At 51.4% G+C, this 20,330-nt stretch carries 22 protein-coding genes; 5 read left to right on the top strand and 17 right to left on the bottom strand.

Going from position 1 to position 20,330, the window contains the following annotated elements; translation table 11 throughout:
• Positions 1 to 3 precede the first annotated feature (3 nt).
• The 13 genes from DPV68_RS05205 to DPV68_RS05145 all read right to left on the bottom strand — a co-directional run bounded on the left by DPV68_RS05205 (position 4) and on the right by DPV68_RS05145 (position 12,623).
• A complete protein-coding gene (locus tag DPV68_RS05205; protein ID WP_114165743.1) occupies positions 4 to 1,488 on the bottom strand; it encodes a Na+/H+ antiporter subunit D in 1,485 nt (494 codons plus the stop codon).
• Positions 1,481 to 1,822: a Na(+)/H(+) antiporter subunit C gene (locus DPV68_RS05200; RefSeq protein ID WP_021066825.1), complete on the bottom strand. Its 342-nt coding sequence runs from the start codon at positions 1,820 to 1,822 to the stop codon at positions 1,481 to 1,483. Before DPV68_RS05200 ends, DPV68_RS05205 begins: the two co-directional genes overlap by 8 nt.
• Complete coding sequence (locus DPV68_RS05195) at positions 1,822 to 2,259, bottom strand: Na(+)/H(+) antiporter subunit B (RefSeq protein ID WP_114165742.1); 438 nt, start codon at positions 2,257 to 2,259, stop codon at positions 1,822 to 1,824. The genes DPV68_RS05200 and DPV68_RS05195 overlap by 1 nt, the downstream gene beginning before the upstream one ends.
• The gene (locus DPV68_RS05190; RefSeq protein ID WP_114165741.1) at positions 2,243 to 4,672 is read right to left on the bottom strand and encodes a Na+/H+ antiporter subunit A; all 2,430 of its coding nucleotides are present in this window, start codon (positions 4,670 to 4,672) and stop codon (positions 2,243 to 2,245) included. Before DPV68_RS05190 ends, DPV68_RS05195 begins: the two co-directional genes overlap by 17 nt.
• A gap of 371 nt (positions 4,673 to 5,043) precedes the next feature.
• Positions 5,044 to 5,358 carry a thioredoxin gene (gene trxA, locus DPV68_RS05185; protein ID WP_034776769.1) on the bottom strand — a complete coding sequence of 105 codons (315 nt, stop codon included), beginning with the start codon at positions 5,356 to 5,358 and terminating at the stop codon, positions 5,044 to 5,046.
• A gap of 106 nt (positions 5,359 to 5,464) precedes the next feature.
• Positions 5,465 to 6,430: an electron transfer flavoprotein subunit alpha/FixB family protein gene (locus tag DPV68_RS05180; protein WP_114165740.1), complete on the bottom strand. Its 966-nt coding sequence runs from the start codon at positions 6,428 to 6,430 to the stop codon at positions 5,465 to 5,467.
• Positions 6,431 to 6,443: 13 nt separating this feature from the next.
• On the bottom strand, positions 6,444 to 7,217 hold the full coding sequence (locus DPV68_RS05175) for an electron transfer flavoprotein subunit beta/FixA family protein (protein ID WP_114165739.1): 774 nt from the start codon (positions 7,215 to 7,217) through the stop codon (positions 6,444 to 6,446).
• 80 nt (positions 7,218 to 7,297) lie between these two features.
• Positions 7,298 to 7,876: a fatty acid metabolism transcriptional regulator FadR gene (locus DPV68_RS05170; RefSeq protein WP_114165738.1), complete on the bottom strand. Its 579-nt coding sequence runs from the start codon at positions 7,874 to 7,876 to the stop codon at positions 7,298 to 7,300.
• A gap of 80 nt (positions 7,877 to 7,956) precedes the next feature.
• Positions 7,957 to 9,630 (bottom strand): AMP-binding protein, encoded by a 1,674-nt coding sequence (locus DPV68_RS05165; protein ID WP_114165737.1) that lies wholly within the window; start codon positions 9,628 to 9,630, stop codon positions 7,957 to 7,959.
• Positions 9,631 to 9,767: 137 nt separating this feature from the next.
• Positions 9,768 to 10,235 (bottom strand): DUF4825 domain-containing protein, encoded by a 468-nt coding sequence (locus tag DPV68_RS05160; RefSeq protein WP_114165736.1) that lies wholly within the window; start codon positions 10,233 to 10,235, stop codon positions 9,768 to 9,770.
• 13 nt (positions 10,236 to 10,248) lie between these two features.
• On the bottom strand, positions 10,249 to 11,376 hold the full coding sequence (locus DPV68_RS05155) for an ABC transporter permease subunit (protein ID WP_114165735.1): 1,128 nt from the start codon (positions 11,374 to 11,376) through the stop codon (positions 10,249 to 10,251).
• Positions 11,366 to 12,247 (bottom strand): ABC transporter ATP-binding protein, encoded by an 882-nt coding sequence (locus DPV68_RS05150; protein ID WP_114165734.1) that lies wholly within the window; start codon positions 12,245 to 12,247, stop codon positions 11,366 to 11,368. The genes DPV68_RS05155 and DPV68_RS05150 overlap by 11 nt, the downstream gene beginning before the upstream one ends.
• Entirely contained in the window at positions 12,222 to 12,623 is a 402-nt protein-coding gene (locus tag DPV68_RS05145; RefSeq protein ID WP_114165733.1) for a GntR family transcriptional regulator, read from the bottom strand. Before DPV68_RS05145 ends, DPV68_RS05150 begins: the two co-directional genes overlap by 26 nt.
• 179 nt (positions 12,624 to 12,802) lie before the next feature.
• On the opposite strand from DPV68_RS05145, the gene DPV68_RS05140 reads away from it, so the two are divergent.
• From DPV68_RS05140 to DPV68_RS05125, 4 genes are all read left to right on the top strand, one after another.
• On the top strand, positions 12,803 to 13,537 hold the full coding sequence (locus tag DPV68_RS05140) for a hypothetical protein (protein ID WP_114165732.1): 735 nt from the start codon (positions 12,803 to 12,805) through the stop codon (positions 13,535 to 13,537).
• Positions 13,538 to 13,659: 122 nt separating this feature from the next.
• Positions 13,660 to 14,070 carry a MarR family winged helix-turn-helix transcriptional regulator gene (locus DPV68_RS05135; RefSeq protein ID WP_034776750.1) on the top strand — a complete coding sequence of 137 codons (411 nt, stop codon included), beginning with the start codon at positions 13,660 to 13,662 and terminating at the stop codon, positions 14,068 to 14,070.
• Positions 14,071 to 14,094: 24 nt separating this feature from the next.
• The gene (locus DPV68_RS05130) at positions 14,095 to 14,733 is read left to right on the top strand and encodes a nitroreductase family protein (protein WP_114165731.1); all 639 of its coding nucleotides are present in this window, start codon (positions 14,095 to 14,097) and stop codon (positions 14,731 to 14,733) included.
• A gap of 15 nt (positions 14,734 to 14,748) precedes the next feature.
• The gene (locus tag DPV68_RS05125) at positions 14,749 to 15,033 is read left to right on the top strand and encodes a putative quinol monooxygenase (RefSeq protein ID WP_114165730.1); all 285 of its coding nucleotides are present in this window, start codon (positions 14,749 to 14,751) and stop codon (positions 15,031 to 15,033) included.
• 111 nt (positions 15,034 to 15,144) lie between these two features.
• Here the strand turns inward: DPV68_RS05125 and DPV68_RS05120 are convergent, their stop codons facing one another.
• The 4 genes from DPV68_RS05120 to DPV68_RS05105 form a co-directional block, all read right to left on the bottom strand.
• Positions 15,145 to 16,683, bottom strand: a complete 1,539-nt coding sequence (locus DPV68_RS05120; RefSeq protein WP_114165729.1) for a hypothetical protein — start codon at positions 16,681 to 16,683, stop codon at positions 15,145 to 15,147.
• A gap of 127 nt (positions 16,684 to 16,810) precedes the next feature.
• Complete coding sequence (locus DPV68_RS05115; protein WP_114165837.1) at positions 16,811 to 17,068, bottom strand: hypothetical protein; 258 nt, start codon at positions 17,066 to 17,068, stop codon at positions 16,811 to 16,813.
• Between the two features lie 20 nt (positions 17,069 to 17,088).
• On the bottom strand, positions 17,089 to 19,446 hold the full coding sequence (locus DPV68_RS05110; RefSeq protein ID WP_114165728.1) for a DEAD/DEAH box helicase family protein: 2,358 nt from the start codon (positions 19,444 to 19,446) through the stop codon (positions 17,089 to 17,091).
• A complete protein-coding gene (locus DPV68_RS05105) occupies positions 19,439 to 19,768 on the bottom strand; it encodes a nucleoside triphosphate pyrophosphohydrolase (RefSeq protein ID WP_114165836.1) in 330 nt (109 codons plus the stop codon). Before DPV68_RS05105 ends, DPV68_RS05110 begins: the two co-directional genes overlap by 8 nt.
• A 197-nt stretch (positions 19,769 to 19,965) precedes the next feature.
• Here DPV68_RS05105 and DPV68_RS05100 point away from each other — a divergent pair.
• Positions 19,966 to 20,330: DNA cytosine methyltransferase (locus tag DPV68_RS05100; protein WP_232819511.1), on the top strand; the 365-nt coding region annotated here is incomplete at its 3' end.

The following is a 20,330-nucleotide window of genomic DNA, read 5'->3' as shown; positions in this document are numbered from 1 at the left end:
AAATCACTCCTTAATCACGGCATCGATATAGATTTCGGGTTGCACGAGCGGTTCGATTGCCTGGGTAATGAACGGATGCATCGCTTCAGCGCCGAACCCGTAGGCGACGGCGACGGCGACGAGCAAGAACGTCGGCACGATGAGACGGTTCACATACGGCACGAGCGGGCCGTCATAGACGCGTTTCTCTTCTCCCCAAAATCCGTACAAGAAGATTTTGATGACCGAGAAGAGGACGAACAGACTGGACAGCAAGATGAGGAGCGGGCCGAACAGGCTGCCTTCCTCGACCCCGCCTTGAACGATCAACAGTTTCCCGAAGAATCCGCTAAGTGGCGGAATCCCGGCGAGCGACAACGCCGCGATGAAGAACGTCCAGCCGAACAATGGGAAGCGGGTGATCAAACCGCCCATGTCGCGCAGTTGACCGGATTTTGTGATGCCGATCATCATCCCGACAAGCATGAACAAGGCGGCCTTGATCAGCATGTCATGAATCAAATAGTAGAGTGCCCCTTCAAGCGACGTCTGCGTGTTGAGTGCGATCCCGTACAAGATGACGCCGACGGCGATCATGATGTTGTAGATGATGATCAACTTGACGTCGTTGTAGGCGATTGCCCCGATCATTCCGATGACGATCGTCAACACGGCAAGGATGATCAAGAAGTTTTGCATGAACGCACTCCCTCCGTCGAACAGGAGCGTATACGTCCGTAGGATCGAGTAGACGCCGACTTTCGTCAACAGCGCCCCGAACATGGCGAGAATCGGGGTCGGTGCCACGACATACGAGCCCGGGAGCCAATAGTGAAGTGGCACGAGTGCCCCTTTCAAACCGAAGACGATGACAAAGAACACACCGATGACGGTGATGACGCTCTGATTCTCAACGAGTGGAATCTTTTGCGCGAGGTCCGCCAAGCTGAGCGTGCCGACCGTTCCGTAAATGAGCGCGACGGCCATGACGAATAGCGCCGAGGCGATGATGTTCACGAGCAAATACTTGATCGACTCGCGCAACTGGACCCCTTTCCCGCCGAGCACGATTAACACGTAAGACGAGATGAGGAAGACTTCAAAGAAGACGAACAAGTTAAAAATATCGCCTGTCGTGAAGGCCCCGTTCACCCCGACGAGGAGGAACAGCATCGCGACGTAGACGTAGTTCGATTCATAGGCGTCTGAGAAGTAATGAGTCGCAAACCAGACGATGAAGAAGACGAGCAACGTCGACGTGGCGACGAGCAGTGCCGACAGCATGTCTGAGACGAGCGTGATGGAGAATGGTGCCGGCCAGTTCCCTAAGTCGACGGTCATGATACCGTCTTGAGACACGGTGAAGATGAGCAGCACCGTCACTATAAACGTTACAAGTAAAGCCCCGAGTGCCACTCCGCGTTGCAGACGAACTTGCTTCGGTGCGAAGAGAAGAAAGATGGCCGCAAGCGCCGGGATGACAATCGGAAAGATCGGTAAGTTAATCATTCGATTCCGTTCCTTTCATTTCCTCAATATTATCCGTGTTCAGTTCCTGGTAAGCCCGATACGCGAGCACGAGGAAGAACGCGGTCACCCCGAAGCTGATAACGATCGCCGTCAAGACGAGCGCTTGCGGGAGCGGGTCGGTATATTCCGTGACCCCATCGACGAGGACAGGTGCCGCCCCCGTTTTCAGCCCGCCCATTGTCAAGACGAGCAAGTGAGCAGCGTGGCTGAGCAACCCGGTACCGATGATGATGCGCAACAAACTCTTTGAGAGAATCATATAGACCGCGCTCATCGTCAAGACACCGATGATGATGCTAACGAAGATTTCCATTATTCACTCTCTCCAATCGTTTGAATGATCGTCATCGTCACACCGATGACCACAAGGTAAACGCCAAGGTCAAAAGCGATCGCCGTGTGAAGCGTCTGTTCGCCCAAGAGCGGCAAGTCAAATTTATCGTAGGCGTGCGTCAGGAACGGACGGTCCCAAAAGATGCTATGGAGTGACGTCAGCATCGCGATGACGAGACCGAGCGCCGTCATCTTCCGATAGTCGAACGGGAGCACGTTGGCGAGCGTCTTCGAATCGAAGGCAAGGAGCAACAACACGAGCGCCGCCGCTGTCATCAACCCACCGATGAAGCCTCCGCCCGGCGAGTAGTGCCCGGCGAAAAAGAGATTGATCGAGAACACGATGATGATGAAGAAGATGATCACCGCGGCCGTCTGTAAGATGACGTCATTGACTTGATCATTTTTTCGGTTCATGTTCGCGCGCTCCTTTCGTACGTACTGTCGTTCTAAATTTGATCATCGTATAAATCCCAATGGCCGCGATGGCAAGGACGACGATTTCGAACAACGTATCAAAGCCACGGAAGTCGACAAGGACGACGTTGACCATGTTCTTCCCGGCTGCCAAATCATAGACGTTTTCTTTATAGTACTCGGAAATCGACGACAGCGATCGGTTCGACAGCGCCATGAAGCTGAGGAGCATGACCGTCACCCCGACGAAAATCGAGACGATCGCATTTTCGATCTTGAATTTGACGCGCACTTCTTTCTTGCTAATTTCCGGCATGTGATAGAAGACGAGCAGGAATAAGGCGACCGATACCGTCTCGATGACGAGTTGTGTCAAGGCGAGGTCCGGTGCGTTGAAGAAAACGAAGAACAGCGCGACCGAGTACCCGACGACACCGAGCAAGATGATCGACGGGAGACGCGAACGCATGAACAGAATCGCAAGCGACGCCAAGATAATGACGGCCCCAAGGACGTATTCATACGGTGCGACGGCTTCCATCTCGCCGAACGAGAAGTCGAACAAGTCGAAGCGATACATCGAGAATAACATCATGCCTGACAAGAACAAGAAGATGTACACCAAGTACGAGCGGATGAAGCCCGTCATATAGTTGTCTTTAAAGCGGTACGCCGCCTTGTTCGACCAGACGAGCGTCCCATCGTACATCCCGTTCAAGGTCAGGCGATGCGGGATGTGGTTGTAGATGCCCATCCACTTGTTGATCGTGAAGAACATGAGCGTCCCGAGCAGGATGACCCCAATCGTCATATAGAGTTCAGGTGTCAATCCGTGCCAGAAGTAGATGTCGACTTTCACATCCTGACCGCTCGCGACGAGCGTCGGATAAATCGACTCGACGGCCGGCTTGATGAGCGAGTTCGACAATACGTTCGGTACGAACCCGAGCACGACGACGAGGATGGCGAGAATCGCCGGCGGGATGAGCATCCCGATCGGTGCCTCGTGCGGCTGTTTCGGCAACTGGTCGAACTGGGCTTTGCCCATGAACGTCCGTGTGAAGATGATCAAGCTGTAGATGAACGTGAACACGCTCGCGATGAACGCGACGACCGGAATTAAAATGCCGATCGTATCGAGCGCGAAGAAGTCCATCGAGAACACTTTTGTCGTCGCCTTCAAGAACATCTCTTTACTGAGGAAGCCGTTGAACGGCGGCAACCCTGCCATCGACAATGAGCCGATGACGGCGATCGTGAACGTGATCGGCATGACGGTCATCAGACCGCCGAGTTTACGGATGTCACGTGTCCCCGTCTCGTGGTCGACGATCCCGACCATCATGAACAGCGACCCTTTGAACGTCGCGTGGTTGATCAAATGGAAGATTGCCGCGATCGTCGCGACCATATAGATGTTGTCATCCATGCCGTCATAATGCAGCGCCGCGGCTCCAAGGCCGAGGAGCGACATGATGAGACCGAGCTGACTGACCGTCGAGAAGGCGAGAATCCCTTTCAAATCAGTCTGTTTGACCGCATTGAACGAACCCCAAAACAAGGTGAACGTCCCGACAGCGGCGATCGTCCATAGCCAGATCGGTGACTCTTGGAACACCGGGCTCATCCGTGCGACGAGATAGAGACCGGCCTTGACCATCGTCGCCGAGTGGAGGTACGCACTGACCGGGGTCGGTGCTTCCATCGCGTCCGGCAACCAGATGTGGAACGGGAATTGCGCCGACTTCGTGAAGGCGCCGAGCAAGATGAGAATCATCGCCGCGATAAAGAACGGGCTCTCCGCGATCATCGCCTGATTGGCGACCATGTCGCGGATGCTGAACGAACCGGCGATCGACTCGAGAATCACAATCCCCCCGAGCATCGACAGACCACCGAACACGGTGATGAGCATCGATTTACGCGCCCCGTAGCGTGAGCGCTCTTTCTCGTACCAATACCCGATCAACAGGAACGACGAAATCGACGTGAGTTCCCAGAACATGTACATGACGACCATGTTGTCTGAGAGGACGACACCGAGCATCGCACCCATAAAGAGGAGCAAGTACACATAAAAATGTCCGAGCGACTCTTTGTCTTTATTCAAATAGTAAATCGAATAGAGGACGACGAGCGCCCCAATCCCTGTAATGAGGAGGGCAAACAATAGTCCGAGCCCGTCCACGTAGGCCGTGAAGTTGATGCCGAGCGATGGCATCCATTCGACCGTCTCCGTCACGACGTCCCCCGCGCTCGTGATTCCGATGAAGCGGAAGAAGTACACGAACAGGACGACCGGAACGATTAACACGAACCAACCCGTATGGATTCGCTTCAGCGCCCGGAACAAGAACGGGATGAACGGAGCCGCGAGAAGCGGCAATAAGATAGCTAAATGTAACACCGACAAGAAAATTCCTCCTTCGAGCAGAGTCTTACAAGCGATGGGCCAATTATTAAGTTCATTTGACGTCATCATGTCTTCCTCATGAGTATAGCGTACATTTTCAGTCCGTTTCCATGATAAAACCTTCCCGTATTTTCGAGCATCGTCAAAAAAACTTGGACTGTTAAATATGAAGGGAGACGACTAAAAATGACGAAAAAAAATTCTAATCAAACCTGATATGTATCCGGTTTCAGATGGTGCTTTTCCCGAATTTCCCGCTCACTTCAAACCGAACCTTAACCGTTGTTATTCCATGCGAAACGACTAAACTCCTTCTTCCCTAACGAGCCCAATAAAAAACAGCCGACCAGTTCCCCAGTCGGCTGTACGCATTATTTTGCTGTCGCGATAAACTCTTTGAGTGCTTCTTTTGGTTGGAAGCCCATTGTTTTTGAGACAGGTTGTCCGTCTTTGAACATCATGAGTGTCGGGATACTTTGGATTTGGAAAGCGCCCGCTACTTCTGGGTTCTCATCAACGTCGAGTTTCACGATTTGGACTTGGTCGCCCATCTCTTGGTCAAGCTCTTCGAGTACCGGTGCGATCATGCGGCACGGTCCACACCAAGCTGCCCAGAAATCGACGAGGACGACGCCCTCTTTTACTTCTTGTTCGAATGTTTGAGTCGTTGCGTGTTTAATAGCCATTTGATAAATACCTCCCCAGTAAGATGTAAGAGCCGATTAAGGACTCTCATGCATTTCATGTTCAGAGTATACCACGGAGGGTACGTTTCCCCAAACGTTCTGCATATCAGCTGTTGACGAGGTGTTTGCGGAACTCTTCTGTTAACAGTGGGACGACGTCGAACAAGTCGCCGACGATGCCGTAGTCGGCCACGCTGAAGATGTTCGCTTCCGGGTCTTTATTGATGGCGACGATGACTTTGGCGTTGCTCATCCCTGCCAAGTGCTGGATTGCGCCCGAGATGCCGCAGGCGATATACAAGTCCGGCGTGACAACTTTCCCGGTCTGCCCGATTTGAAGGGCGTAGTCACAGTAGTCGGCGTCACACGCTCCACGTGAGGCACCGACGGCCCCGCCAAGAAGCTCGGCGAGTTCTTCGAGCGGTTTGAAGCCGTCCTCGCTCTTGACGCCGCGGCCTCCGGCGACGATGACTTTCGCTTCCGTCAAATCGACTTTCCCCGTCGCTTTGCGGACGACTTCTTTGACGATCATGGCAAGGTCCTTGAGCTCCACGCTCGGTGTCTCAACCGATGCGCTCGCTCCAGCCGTACGTGGAAGGGCGTCGATGTTGTTCGGACGGATCGTGAAGAACATGACCGAGTCTTTGAACTTCACTTTCTCGAACGCCTTCCCTGAATAGATTGGGCGGACGAACTCGGCATCTTTGCCAGACCCTTCGATTGAGACGACGTCACTGATGAGTCCCGCGTCCAGACGAGCCGCGAGTTTCGGGGCGATGTCTTTCCCAAGCGCCGTATGGCCGAGCACGATCATGTCCGGTGATTCTTGCTCGATGACTTGGCGGAGCACTTGCCCGTAGCCGTCTGGCGTGTAGTGCTTGAGACGCTCGTCCTCGATGACGAGGACGCGGCCCGCACCGTATTCCCCGAGTTCATTGGCGAGTGCTTTGACATCATCCCCGATGACGACCGCCGTCACGTCGTCCGTCAGTTGCTTCGCCGCGGCGATCGCTTCAAATGATACGTTCCGTAAGGCGCCTTCACGCGCTTCTGCGAGTACTAAAGCTTTCATCTATGTGTCCCCCTTAAATGACTTTTGCTTCCGTGCGAAGTAATTGAACGAGCTCGCTCACTTGTGACGACGTGTCCCCTTCAAGGATGCGTCCTGCTTTCTTTTCTTCCGGCAAGAAGCGTTCGATCGTCTCGATCTTCGCTTCGATCTCGTCCTCATCGAGGTCGATGTCCGACAGTTCGAGTTCTTCGAGCGGCTTCTTCTTCGCCTTCATGATGCCTGGAAGGCTCGGGTAGCGCGGTTCGTTCAATCCTTGCTGCGCCGTCACGAGGAGCGGGAGCGGCACTTCGATTACTTCCGTGTCCCCTTCGACGTCGCGTGTGACCGTCGCCGTCGTCCCATCGATGTCGAGCTTCGTGATCGTCGTCACGTAGTTCATATCGAGCAGTTCTGCGACGCGCGGCGCGACTTGACCGCTGCCGCCATCGATCGCGACGTTCCCGGCGAAGACGAGGTCAGGCGCTTGCTCTTTCAAGTACGTGGCGAGCACTTTCGAGATCGTCACGTGGTCGGCGTCCTCGACGTCATCCTCGATTGAAATCCGGACCGCTTTGTCCGCACCCATCGCGAGCGCCGTGCGAAGTTCTTTGTCCGCGTCTTCCGGTCCGACCGTCACGACCGTGACTTCTCCCCCGAGATCGTCACGTTTGCGGATGGCCTCCTCGACTGCATATTCGTCATACGGGTTGATGATGAACTCCGCGCCGTCTTCTTGAATTTCCCCATTCTCGAGCTGAATCGCTTCTTCTGTATCAAACGTACGCTTCAGCAATACAAAAATATTCATCGTAGTTCCCCCTTATAAGTTGTTCGCACCATCATTCATGAATCAGCATTCATTTTTTGAGCTAGCGAGAGGGCTTACGATTAAGCAAGCCCTTTTTTTAACATATGGTGTACTTTTGGTAGCGTCGACATCAAATCATATTTGAAGCCGCTCGCCATCCAGCTCGTGACCACTTCATCGATCGTGCCGAAAATCATCTGCCGGGCGAGTCGATAATCGAGTTCGTTATCAAATTCGCCGGTGTCGATCCCATGTCGCACGACCGCGTCGATCAAGTTCAAGTACGGCTTCAACACTTCGCTGATTTTTTGACGGAGTGCCAAGTTAGACTGCCGGAGCTCGATTTGTGTCACGACGGCAAGGTCGTAATCGGCCGACAGTTGTTTAAGATGCGACTCGATCAATTGATACAGTTTGTCGCCAGCCGTCGTCTCCTGCTCGATCTGTTGCTTCGAGTAGTCGATAAACAGGCCCATCTTCGTCTGGAACAATTCAATCAACAAATGTTCCTTGTTTTTGAAGTACAGATAAATCGTCCCGTCGGCGACACCCGCCTCTTTGGCGATGGCCGTCACCTTTGCACCGTGATAGCCATGATTTGCAATTACTTTCACTGCCGCATCGATAATGCGGTCACTTTTTGATCCATTCTTTGTCATAAACACCCAAGCTCCTTACTGCTGCAGAAAAATGAATGATGGTTCATTCATTTATTATTCTATCATGTGACACGATTGTGTCAACTGCTTTGTTTCACTTGTTTCGCCTTCTCTTCGTCGACAAGGACACGACGTAAAATCTTACCGACGAACGTCTTAGGCAATTCTTCCCGGAACTCGTACAGCTTCGGTACCTTATACGCCGCGAGCTTCTCACGGCAGTGCTTGTCGAGCTCATTTTCTGTCACGTTCACACCGTCACGCGTCACGATGAACGCCTTGACCGTCTCGCCGCGATACGGGTCCGGAACGCCGATACAGACAGCTTCTTTGACAGCCGGATGCTCATAGAGCACTTCTTCGATCTCACGCGGATAGACGTTGAAGCCCCCGGCGATAATCATGTCCTTCTTCCGATCGACGATATAGAAGAACCCGTCCTCGCCCATATAGCCGAGGTCACCGGTCGCGAGCCATCCGTCCTTCAAGACGGCAGCCGTCTCTTCCGGCTTCTGCCAGTACCCTTTCATGACTTGCGGGCCGTGCAACATGACTTCTCCGATTTCACCGATGTCAGCCGGGGTCTCTCCGTCTGCCTTTACAATTTTAGCAGAAGTGTCCGACAGCGGCACGCCGATCGAGCCGACGATTCGTTTATCCCATAGGAAGTTTGCGTGTGTGACCGGTGACGTTTCCGACAGGCCATATCCTTCGACGATGCGACCGCCCGTGATGCTCTCGAACTGTTCTTGCACTTCGCCCGGCAGCGGCGCCGACCCGGAGATACACGCCTCGATCGACGACAAATCATACTTTTTCAATTTCGGGTCGTTCAGGATGCCGACATACATCGTCGGTGCACCAGGGAAGAAGTGCGGCTTCTTCTTGTGAATCGTCTTCAAGACGTCGGTGACGTCAAAACGCGGGACGAGGACGAGCTCGTATCCGTTCGCCATCCCGAAGTTCAGACAGCACGTCATGCCGTAGACGTGAAAGAACGGGACGACGCTCAAGACACGCTTTATGTCGCCTCGGTTATATTTATAGAAGAAGTTCGAGATTTGGTCGACGTTCGCCGTCAAGTTGAAGTGGGTCAGCATGACGCCTTTCGGCAGCCCCGTTGTCCCACCCGTATACTGCAAGACGGCGACGTCCTCTTTCGGATCGATCTCGGTCGGGGTGATTGGCCCGTAGTTTTTATACTCTTTGAACGCGACCGAACCTGTCGTGTCGATGACGATGTTATTCTCACGTTTCACTTTGATCGGATAGAGTTTGTTCTTCGGGAACGGAAGATAATCGGCGATGCTCGTCGTGACGATCGTCTTGATGTCCGTCTTCTGTTTCACACGAAGCGATTTCGGATAGAGGAGGTCGAGCGTGATGAGGATGTTCGCACCGGAGTCGGTGATCAAGTTCTCGAGCTCATGCTCGGTGTAGAGCGGATTCGTCTGGACGACCGTTCCACCAGCGTACAAGACGGCGTAGAATGAAATGACGTATTGCGGACAGTTCGGGAGCATCAGGCTGACGCGGTCCCCTTTTTGCAACCCTTTCGATTGAAGCATCGTCGCGAGCCGTCTCGCCGCGTCATCGACCTCGGCGAACGTCAACTCTTTGCCGATGAAGGAGACGGCGGTCCGGTCCGGGTAATCGGTAGCGGCCCGGGTTAAGGCCTCGTAGAGCGGTTTCACCTCGTAATCAATCGTTTCTGACATGTCAGTTGGATAATCTTGCAACCACGGTTTGTTCATCGCTTTTCCTCCTTGAAATGAATACTCATTCAGTTAACTCTATTATAATGCCAAGAAAACGCTTTCATCTACCCTTTACCCGATAATTTTCAGAAAATATCGAAAAAACGTGTGCGGATGAAAGTTTCCGCACACGCTTAGATTCTCTTGAAATAGGCTTCGGTCTGCTCTTGGTTGCCGATTTTCTCGTCCAGGTGATCGTTTAAATCCTTTTCCCACTTGATGGTCGAGAAGTCGACATCGAGCCACGCTTCCATCTCTGGGCGCGAGAACGAATATGTTCGGTTCGGGAAAGCGAAGCGGACAATCTCCGTGTTTTGCACGAGTGTGAAGTACGTCGCCGCATTCCGAATCGCGAGCCGCTCCTGTTCGATCCGTTCAATCTCAGGATCACTGTAACGAATCGTCAGCCCGTAAGGACGTTTTTTCGTCTGCAGCTCGATCGACTTGTAGCAGTCGTGCATCGGCAACGTCTGGGCGATCCCGGCGACGGCGCTGTTGTCCCCGACGTAAGACCCTTTGTATTGGAAAGCGTTCGATCGTTCGGTGTCCCCGCATCCAGCGAGCACGATGAGCAAGACGACGAGCAGACTGAGCCGTTTCATGAGAATCCTCCTATCAAGATTTTAGTTTCAAGTTCAAGCGATAGAGCAGACGTTTCGCAAGCAAGTGCGCCAGGAATCCACCGATGACAAAGCCGATCAAGTAAAGAATGCTGTTCGTCGGGTACGAGAGGTTGGCCAGAATAATCCCGCCGAGCATGGCGAAACAGACGACCATGATCACGTGGACGAGCCAAAGCCAGTTCGTGAACATGAAGAAGCGGCCATTGTTCTCTTGCGGGGCCCGGTTGAACATCCATAAACCGAGACCGAACGAGAGGATGATAAAGCTGAGGGCGCTCATCATCGCCACCGTCATAAAGTTCTCCCACACCGTGTTGTCCGTGAACATGTTGAACGTATCGACGTTAAATACGTTCGCGAGCGGTGAGATCACCCGCATGAACACACTCTCGATCGCACGTTCGAATAGATCGTAAACGCCCGCTGTGTTTTCTGTGAGCGAATAAATCGACCCTTGAATCAACAAGATGATGCCGACAGGGAACAATAAGGCGACGACCGACCAGAGCACTTGCGAGACGGCCTCCCCGCCGAATGAACCCATCCATAATCCTAGTGAGAAGACGGCAATGCCGGTCAACATCATAAATCCGACGAGTCCTGCGACTTGCAACGCATGTCCGTCCATCAAAAACGAATAGCGTGATGAATGAATCACCCAAAGCATGAGCGGTCCGCCAAGGAGAGATGAGACGATGATGCCACTCGTCCCGATCAACCACTTCGATATGTAGAGCTGGTTGCGGTTGAACGGGAGCGACATCGTAAAATCAGACATTTGGCTGTTGCGTTCGCTGCCAATCAGGACGGACGCCATCAAGAAGCCAAAGATGATGTAGAGGAAGATGACACCACCATACGGGATCAGTGTCTGTAAGTCGCCGATAAAGTAGCTGTACTCCGGGCTGAACAATTCTTCAACCGACGGATTCTTCACATTGTCGCCATACCATTCGGCATACTCCTCGGGGTTCGCTTGAATCTCTCGAACTTGTTCATCGAACGTCTGCATCTGCGTCCATACTGGAAGCGTATAGGCGACAATTCCAAGGAAAACGAGCAACATCCATAACAACGACACTTGTTTCCAGTCTTTCTTTAACAGCACTTTAAAAGACACTTGACTCACCTCCTAGTTGAACTCGGAACACGTCTTCGAGCGACATCGGAATCTCTTCGACGAGCATCGGGTCGTGCGCATCGACGAACGTATCGAGTTCCTTCGTCCGTTCTTTCGCCATGAACAAGGCGACCCGGCCTGTGACGTTGATGATTTCGATATCTTTTCGTTCGAGCAGTTCGACCGGCACTTGATTGTTGAAGACGACTTGCAGCTTGACGCTCGTCTCACGTGCCTCCTCGAGCGACATGATCGCTTTGACGCGTCCTTTCTCAATCATGATGATGCGGTCGGCGATGCGTTCGAGCTCATGTAATTGGTGGCTCGACACGATGATCGAACAGTTACGCGCCTCGACTTGGGCGATCATCAGTTTCAAGACGTCAGCCTTGGCGACGACGTCGAGCCCGTCGGTCGGTTCATCGAGCAGATAGTACTTTGCTTGGACGGCGAACGCGAGCGACAGTGTCACCATCGCCTTCTGTCCTTTCGAGAGCTGACGGATCTTCTTGTTGTCGATGTTGTAACGAGTAAGCGTCTCTCTGAAGGTTGACCGGTTGAACTTCGGGTAAATCGATTCGTAGAGTGCGGCCGCCTCGTTGACCGTATAGTGTTTGAGCGCGTCGGCCGAGTCTGGGACGAAGATGACGTCACGTTTTAATTCTGACTTCTCAAAAATGCTCGCTGGGCCGTAACGGACGTCGCCCGTATCCGGTCGGATGATCCCGACCATCGTGCGTAAGAGCGTCGTCTTCCCGGCCCCGTTCCGTCCGACGAGGGCGATGATTTCCCCGGCGCCGACGGTGAAGTCGATGTCGTCTAAGACGCGCTGTCGATCGATCGTCTTACTCAGTTGTTGGACTGTCAGCATGGTTCTCCCCTACTTTCTTATATTCGGTCTCAAATAGCGTCAGCGCTTCGGTAAGCGCGATGTTCGCGTAATGGCAATCGATGGCGAGCTTCTTGATTGCTTCTAAAATCGGTGCGCGCGGCGAGTCCTGGTCGACCCAGTCCTCGGAGACGAACGTCCCCCGCCCGCGATGCATCTCGAGCAAGCCGAGTCGCTCGAGTTCCTGATACGCCTTACTGACCGTATTCGGATTGATGACGAGATCGGTCGCGAGTTCGCGCACCGACATGACCTTGTCGCCCGGCCGTAATATCCCGCGGACGACGAGCGCCTTCGTCTGATTTACGATTTGTTCATACAACGGTTCTGCGCTTTTCATATCAATTTTATATAACATGGGTCACACCCTCTCTTGTGTACGTGGTATAAGTGTATTATACGTATTAGTACACGTAAATACAATAGTTCTTAAAGGGCACTTTCAGTTTACAGGGAATTGGGAATAAATTGAATACGACTTTGGACTGAGACGCGCGTCGTGTTTTTCAGGTACATTGGACGAGAGGTGAACCAAAAATGAAAAAAAGATTGTTGCTTGGGGCCATCGGCTTGCTCGTCGCCGGATCGATGTACGGAAGAAGCGAAGCGACCGAACGCTATACGGACTACATCGATGCCACGTACGGGGAACGTGTCGATGTCGACGTGTCACAAGACTGGAAACTGACTGGGTACAAGGCGACGTTCAAGCTCGAAAGGCAACCACTTCGCGGGACGTATTCCGCGCGAACGTATGGTGACGGCACCATCCATGACGACGTGATGCCGACGTACTGGGTAAAAGAGGCAGAGACGACGCTACACGACCGTCTCGTCACGGCGAACGTCTTATCACGTACAGAGACGGTCCGGGCGAACGTGCCTGTAGACGTCGTACGCATGCGAGACGTAAACAGACGACAACCGACGTCCGTCTTCGAGTTGAATCCAGAGACGTTTTTAGGTGTCTCCGTCATGTTGCATGAAGCATGGAACGACACCAATGCTCAGAAGCAGCGCGTCCTCGACGTCATCCGCCTACTCGAGGACGACGTCACGTCGATTCATTTCTCGTTCGACGGGACACCGAATGAGGATGACGACTTCACCGAGCGCTACTTGAACGTGTCACGCACGTCCCAATCCGGCGATCCGTCATTCGATTCGCTCCAGACGATTGACGACTTGAACCGCCACGATCGCCTATATGGGTTTGACGAGACGACGTTCATCACCGAGTACCGATTTGACGGTACAAAATATGAAGACTGATCGCCATTCGCACGAGCGGATGGTTTTTTGTGTGAGCATTCTCCTTTACAGCACGGCATGAATGTTTTACATTTGACGAGTCAATAATTGACTTATCAAATGAGAGGAGTGAGACACCACAGATGGAATTACGAGATATCAGCCGACTGCTATACCAAATTAAACTGGCGGACCAACGCGTCGCGACCTCGTTCGAGAAAGAGACGGGGTTCAGCCTGACCCGCTACGAGATGCTCATGATCGTGCATGACAAGGGCGTCTGTTCGCAAAGCGAGATTCAGCAGGCGATGAAAATCGACAATGCGGCCATCACCCGCCATTTGAAGATCCTTGAAGAAAAAGGCTACGTCCGCCGGGAACGGAACACCGCGAACCATCGTGAAGTGTTCGTCCATTTGACCGACGAAGCCAAGCATGACTTGACGAGCTGTGAACAAGACCACGACCGCGGCAAGCATTTGATCACGAAAGTGCTGTCCGAGTCAGAGATCAATCAGCTGTCGAGTCTGCTGCAAAAGCTTAACCAACTATAACAAGAGAGAAAGAGGTAATCCCCCATGGCAACTACATTCGAAAACAACACATTCACTGACGTGATGCTCGGTCGCAAATCGATCCGCGTCTACGACGAGAACGTCAAAATCTCACAACTTGAAATGCTTCAAATGATCGAGGAAGCGACAACAGCTCCTTCTTCAGTCAACATGCAACCGTGGCGCTTCGTCGTCGTTGAGAGCCCAGAGGCGAAAGAGACGCTTAAGCCGCTCATCCGCTTCAACGTCCGTCAAAACGACACGTCGGCTGCGATGGTCCTCATCTTCGGCGACATGGAATGCTACGAGCTCGGTGAAGAGATTTACGACCAAGCTGTCGCGGAAGGCAAAATGCCGCAAGAAGTGCGCGACCAACAGCTCGGCGCCATCCTCCCGTACTACAAAAACTTGTCGAAACAAGAAATGAACGACATCGTCAAAATCGACTCGAGTCTCGCCGCGATGCAATTCATGCTCGTCGCTCGTGCCCACGGTTACGACACGAACCCAATCGGCGGTTTCGAGAAAGACCAACTCGCGGAAGCGTTCGGATTAGACAAAAACCGTTACGTGCCGGTCATGATCCTCTCGGTCGGTAAAGCGGCAGAAGAAGGCTACCAATCTGTACGTCTCGACGCTGAAAAAATCACATCATTCAAATAATCGGAGGACACCCACATGATCTTAATCAACGCCATTTTCGATGTGAAAGAAACAGAATTTGACAACTTCTTGGCAGACATCAACAAGCTCATCGATTCGTCGAAACAAGAAGCCGGTTGCTTGGGCTATGAGCTCTATCAATCGACGACTTCGGAGAACCGCTTCGTCATGATCGAGAATTGGGCCGATCAAGCGGCCGTCGAGCAACACAACCAAAACCCGGACCTCATCGCGTTCGCTCAAAGCGTAGGCTACTACGTGACGGCGAAGCCGGTTATCCATGTGACGGAAGTCAACTAAACAGAAGACGGTCGACCTCGTGTCGGCCGTTTTTTTGTCCCATCGATTCATCGGTGCGATGTTTCGGCATACAAAAAACCGCTTCTACGCATTGGTAGAAGCGGCTGTTTGTTATACGCCGAGAATCGCGAACGAGACTCCGACGACACCGATGAGTGCCATGGCGTAAACCGGTACGCGTGGCATTTCACCGTTATTATCGAGCGCCTTCCCGAACATGTAGAACACAATCGGGTGGACGAGGAATGGCATCGAGAAGATGAGCGGGATGAGAAGCGATGCCTCTGTCCCGAACATGCCGCCCTGCACGGCTGCGAAAAGACCAAAGTGCGAGATGGCTGACGATTGAGCCATCGTCGTGTAGTCGAACGCGATCGAGCTGAAGCTGAGGATGACGAGTCCACCGAAGACCGCCATCATCTGCCAACCGAACGAGAACTGCATGAGCGCCTTTACTTCTTTGAAGTCTTCTCCGTTGGCACCGCGCAAGTTTTTGAGCGCGAGCGCCGTGAGCACAAGACCGACCAAGACGATGATCGCCGTCGGCCAAATCCAGAGCGCCCCGTTGTCGGCACTGACTGCCAAAATCGAGAACACGAAGATGTGACCGAAGAACGGGATGTTGATCATGATTGGGGCACGTTTGGCTGCCACTTGACCGAAGTCACCGGCCGTACATGCGCCTGTGAGACCACTGTGCGAGAGCGACCCGGCCATACCAGGTGCGAGGTTGCGGATATGTCCTGTGCGGGCGAACCACATGAGGAGTGCAATCCCACCGAACATCCAGAACAATTGACCAAAGAAACCGTAAACGAGAATCGAGTTCATGCCTTCGATAGCGAACGCATCACCGATCCGCGAACCACCGACCATGAAGTTGGCGGCCAAGACGACCGGGATTCCGGCAAACAGAAGCGCACGGACGGTCGGTCCATACGTCCAGTTGTGGAAGATGGCACCGAGTGCTGACGAAATCAACATGGCGAAGAAGATTTGCGGAAGCGCGATAATCGGTTGAACCGCCACGGCGATGCCGTATGAAACGAACAAGATGACGAGCATCAAGACTGTCTCGATGACGCCTTTACGCATGTATACCTTCTTATCGTCGATTTGAGCCTTGTGGTCGATCAAGAGGAACGATGCCGCGAGACCGATCAACGCGAGGATCGGGTAGTAGAGCATGATGCCCTCTGCCGCGCCCGGTTGAATCATCATGCGGAAGAACCCTTCGAGACCGACGAGCAAGAAGAATGAACGGAGGATGAAGATGAACTGTGTCCGTCCTGTCCCGAGGAACATCTCTTCTTTCGATGGCACGACGATATCTTTCACGTCGAGCTCTTGCTTGCTTAAGATTTTACGAAGTTCTTGTCCACCGACGAAGAACGATACGACGAGCGCGATGATCGTCGTCCGTGACATAAAGTCGACGAGCGGGAACTCAGGAAGACCCGGTGTCGCGATGCCCATCTCGACCATGGCGAAGCCAAGTCCGAGACCAAAGATGACGATGACGAGGATTGGCGAGAACCGTGAACCGGCCACGACCATCCGCGATAAAATGACCATCGGGATGACGAAGGCCATGAGCAACCAGAATTGGTTGAGTAATTGTACTTGCGATAATTGCTGAACGATTTCCATGGATAAACCCCTTATACATTTTTTTCACACTGTTTCGAAGTTTACAGGATTGAACATTCTGTGACAAGGGTATGTGACGTATTGTAAACATTGAAAGCGGAACCAACTGAAATGGTTCCGCTTTCGGTTACTTATTCGGTTGGCGAAGGCCCCAGATGCCCTTATTTCCCGTGGAATAAAACAAGTCTTCTTTCCCCGCGAAGCTGGCCGAATCACTTGAATGGGCCCGAATCTGTTTATTGACGTGAGCCTTCCAATCTTTATACCGATCGAGCTCGAGTTGATAGTATGACCGCTCGATATATGCGTTGATTTCTTTCAATGAAGCCGTCCCACCGTGATGCTGGAGGGCGAATTGGATTTTGCGAAGTAGTGCGCGTTTCAAGTTAAAGACTCCTTTCCCAATCATTCTGAAGCTTTCCGACTGAAGTAGTGATGCAGTCGGATTTCAACGATTTGACTGACCCATTCGTAAACTAAAGGATGAGCAAATGCTTCATTATGCTCGATGTGTAATGACTCCTCTGATACGAAGAACGGTCCTTTAGCTATTTTATCAAATGGCATCCGCAACAGTAACTTTTCAATCTTTTGTTGATGGAACGGGGATTGGAAGTCTTTCGTCTGTCCGTCAATCTGCTGACGATATGGGAATTCATTGATGAACTCATAGAATGGACGAGCCGCCTCGCTAGCTGAGAGTGGTTGAAGCCATCCCGCGACCCCACGACTTAACATGATGGATAACACAATCATCTTATAGCTCTTCGTCATGTCTGTGTATTCTACTTCAAGCAATAGCGACTTCGCCTCTTCAAACAGGTGACTCTCTTCCTCATCCAGCTCCCCCATCCGATTGAGGAACCCGTAAAACCCTCCATCTTTCTTCCAATCAGAGCGATAGGCATCCATCGAGTATTCGCCTCGTTGAATCAACTCTAGATAACTCGGCCGTCTTCCGAGTTCTTCTTTCACCATGAAGTAGTTCCGCTCCAACTGTTGTCGCCGTGTCGAAGAACGGGTGACCATTCGCTTCAATAAATCGATGGCATGTAAATCAAATTCGATGGTACATTCGCCTGGTAAATCCACATCTGTAGGAAGTGCTTTGACAATCGGCTGCCGCTTCGTCGTCAACAGCGCCAACTTTTTATCGATGTTCTTATAGTTCCCAATCAAATCGATGATGGTGCAGTGCGTCTTCCCACTCAATAGACGTAATCCACGGCCGATCTGTTGCGTGAAGACCGTCAACGATTCGGTCGGGCGGCAGAACAATAGCGTATCAATTTCCGGGATATCAACACCTTCATTGAACAAGTTGACCGCGAAGATGATATCGAGATGTCCTTGCTTCAATTGACGGATGACTTCTGCACGGTCATATTCGGTCTGATTATGTAAAGCTACGGCTTGAACACCTTGCAGACGGAAATAGTCGGCCAAGTACTCAGCCTGAGCGACCGACGAACAGAAGCCAAGAGCTCTGGTCTGGTGATGCATCCGCCAGGCATCAAAGATTTTTTGAGCGACACTTTCCTTCAACTGCTCCGCCAACAGTTCGTCCTGATCATAGCGACGACCGTTGATCAACCGAATCTGCGAATAGTCAATCTCATCATAAATCCCAACGTAATGGAATGGTGTCAAATACGACTCTTCAATTGCTTCGGTGAAGTGCATCTGATACGCAACATTGTCATCACATAAAGCATAGACGTCTCCCCCGTCCAACCGATCCGGCGTTGCCGTTAATCCGAGCAAGAATTTCGGCTCGAAGTAGTCAAGGACACGCCGATAGGATGGTGCCGCCGAATGATGGAACTCGTCGACGACAATCAAATCGAACTGATCTGGTGCGAACTGCTGCATTCGATGTTTCGAGGCCAACGTTTGAATCGAGGCAAATAAGACATCTGCCGATTCCTCATCTCTCGAGTCACCGCCAAGCAATAATCCCGTCTTCCATCCGCTCGCGACTTTCTTATACGATGCCTCAGCTTGAAGCAGAATCTCTTTTTGATGGGCAATGAAGAGCACCCGTTTGAACTGACGCGCGAAGAAAGCGCTCAAATACGTCTTTCCTAGTCCGGTAGCGAGCACGAGCATCGCTTTGCGTCTGCCTTCGTCCATCGTCTCGCGTAACGCCTTTAAAGCAGCGTCTTGCACAGTGTTCGGCGTGATTGTATCGTCCTCAATATAAACAGGTGGTGGTTCTGCAATCAGCACCGCTTCCTTCATCCGCTGTTGCTTCGCATCGTATTCTTCCCGATAAGGCTGCAACGAGACTGCGTTCATGATTTGCGCATAGTCACTATAAAAGAGCTCATGAAACGCGTCGACAGACTGTTCGAACACGTCCTCCGAGATGCTCGCCGGTATCTCGACGTTCCATTCGACACCTCGATTCAAGGCGCTATGTGACAGATTGGACGAGCCGACAAAGAACGTCCCTCCATCTTGTGTGCGGAACAAATATGCCTTTGGGTGGAACGACTGGCCTTTCGATCGATAGAGCCGTAGCTCCACACCTTGAATGTTCATTAGCATCTCAAGCGCGTCTGGGTTCGTCAAATAGAGGTAATCCCCAATCAGAATGCGGACTTGGGCACCGCGATGGACTGCTTGTTGAAGTGAAGCGGTAAGTTCTTGAACACCCGATACTTGCGCAAACGCGACGACCATATAAATTTCAGTCGCCGCGTTGATTTGATGTTGTAATGGAATTCGTAAATGACTCGTATGCAGACGTAACTCACTCATGATCAAGAACCTCTTCTAAGAAGAGACCTTTTTCAAACCCGCCCCGCTTCTCACGTTTCTCCTCGCGGATACGATTCAACTCTTCGAAATTCGCACCATGCATCTTCCCGAGCGTATAGACAAGTTCCAAAATGTCAGCTAGTTCTTCAAGGGATTCTTCATCAATGTTCGTCTCTTCGTACTCTTTGATTTCTTCATAGAGTTTCAATCGTGCCTGTTCAAAATGTTCGGCTTGATTCAAGTGTTTGACGACAGGAATTTGTCCTGTTTCATGGATGATTTCAGGGATGCGATCACGGATTAGCTTGTTGTGTTTTTTCAATTGATTATCTCCTTTCATCATTTCATTCTCATATTTATTATGAAATATATTTGTTTGTAATAGTTAAGTTAAAAAAAACAATTCTAGCCTTTATTTGATGTTTCAATTATAATTCCCTTTCCTTTTTTAAGTTGCGATTAGACCTCTTATGAGCTATGCTGCTAATAGATAAATATATTTTTGAAAGGATTCGTGCGATGAAAGAACCAAAATATGACCTGATAGACTTATTTTCTGGGGCTGGCGGATTAAGTAATGGCTTCATACAAACAGATAGATTTAATGTTGTTGCAGCGGTTGAAATTAATAAATCTGCACAACAGACTTTTATTAAAAATCATGATAATAACTCAAGTATCATTTTGAAAGAACTTCAAAGTAATGATAGTGACATCACTAAAATTGATTTTACTAAGTTAAATTTCAATCCTGAAAAAACCGTTGTAGTTGGCGGGCCTCCTTGCCAGGGATTTTCAAACGCTAATAGGCAAAAAAATTATTTAATTTCTGGAAATAATCAACTAGTAAAAGAGTTTGTGAGAGCTATTAGAGACATTAAACC

The organism is Exiguobacterium sp. TNDT2, from assembly GCF_003331145.1.
In the GTDB taxonomy this organism is placed as follows: Bacteria; Bacillota; Bacilli; order Exiguobacteriales; family Exiguobacteriaceae; genus Exiguobacterium.
This window is presented reverse-complemented; position numbering and strand designations above follow the sequence as displayed.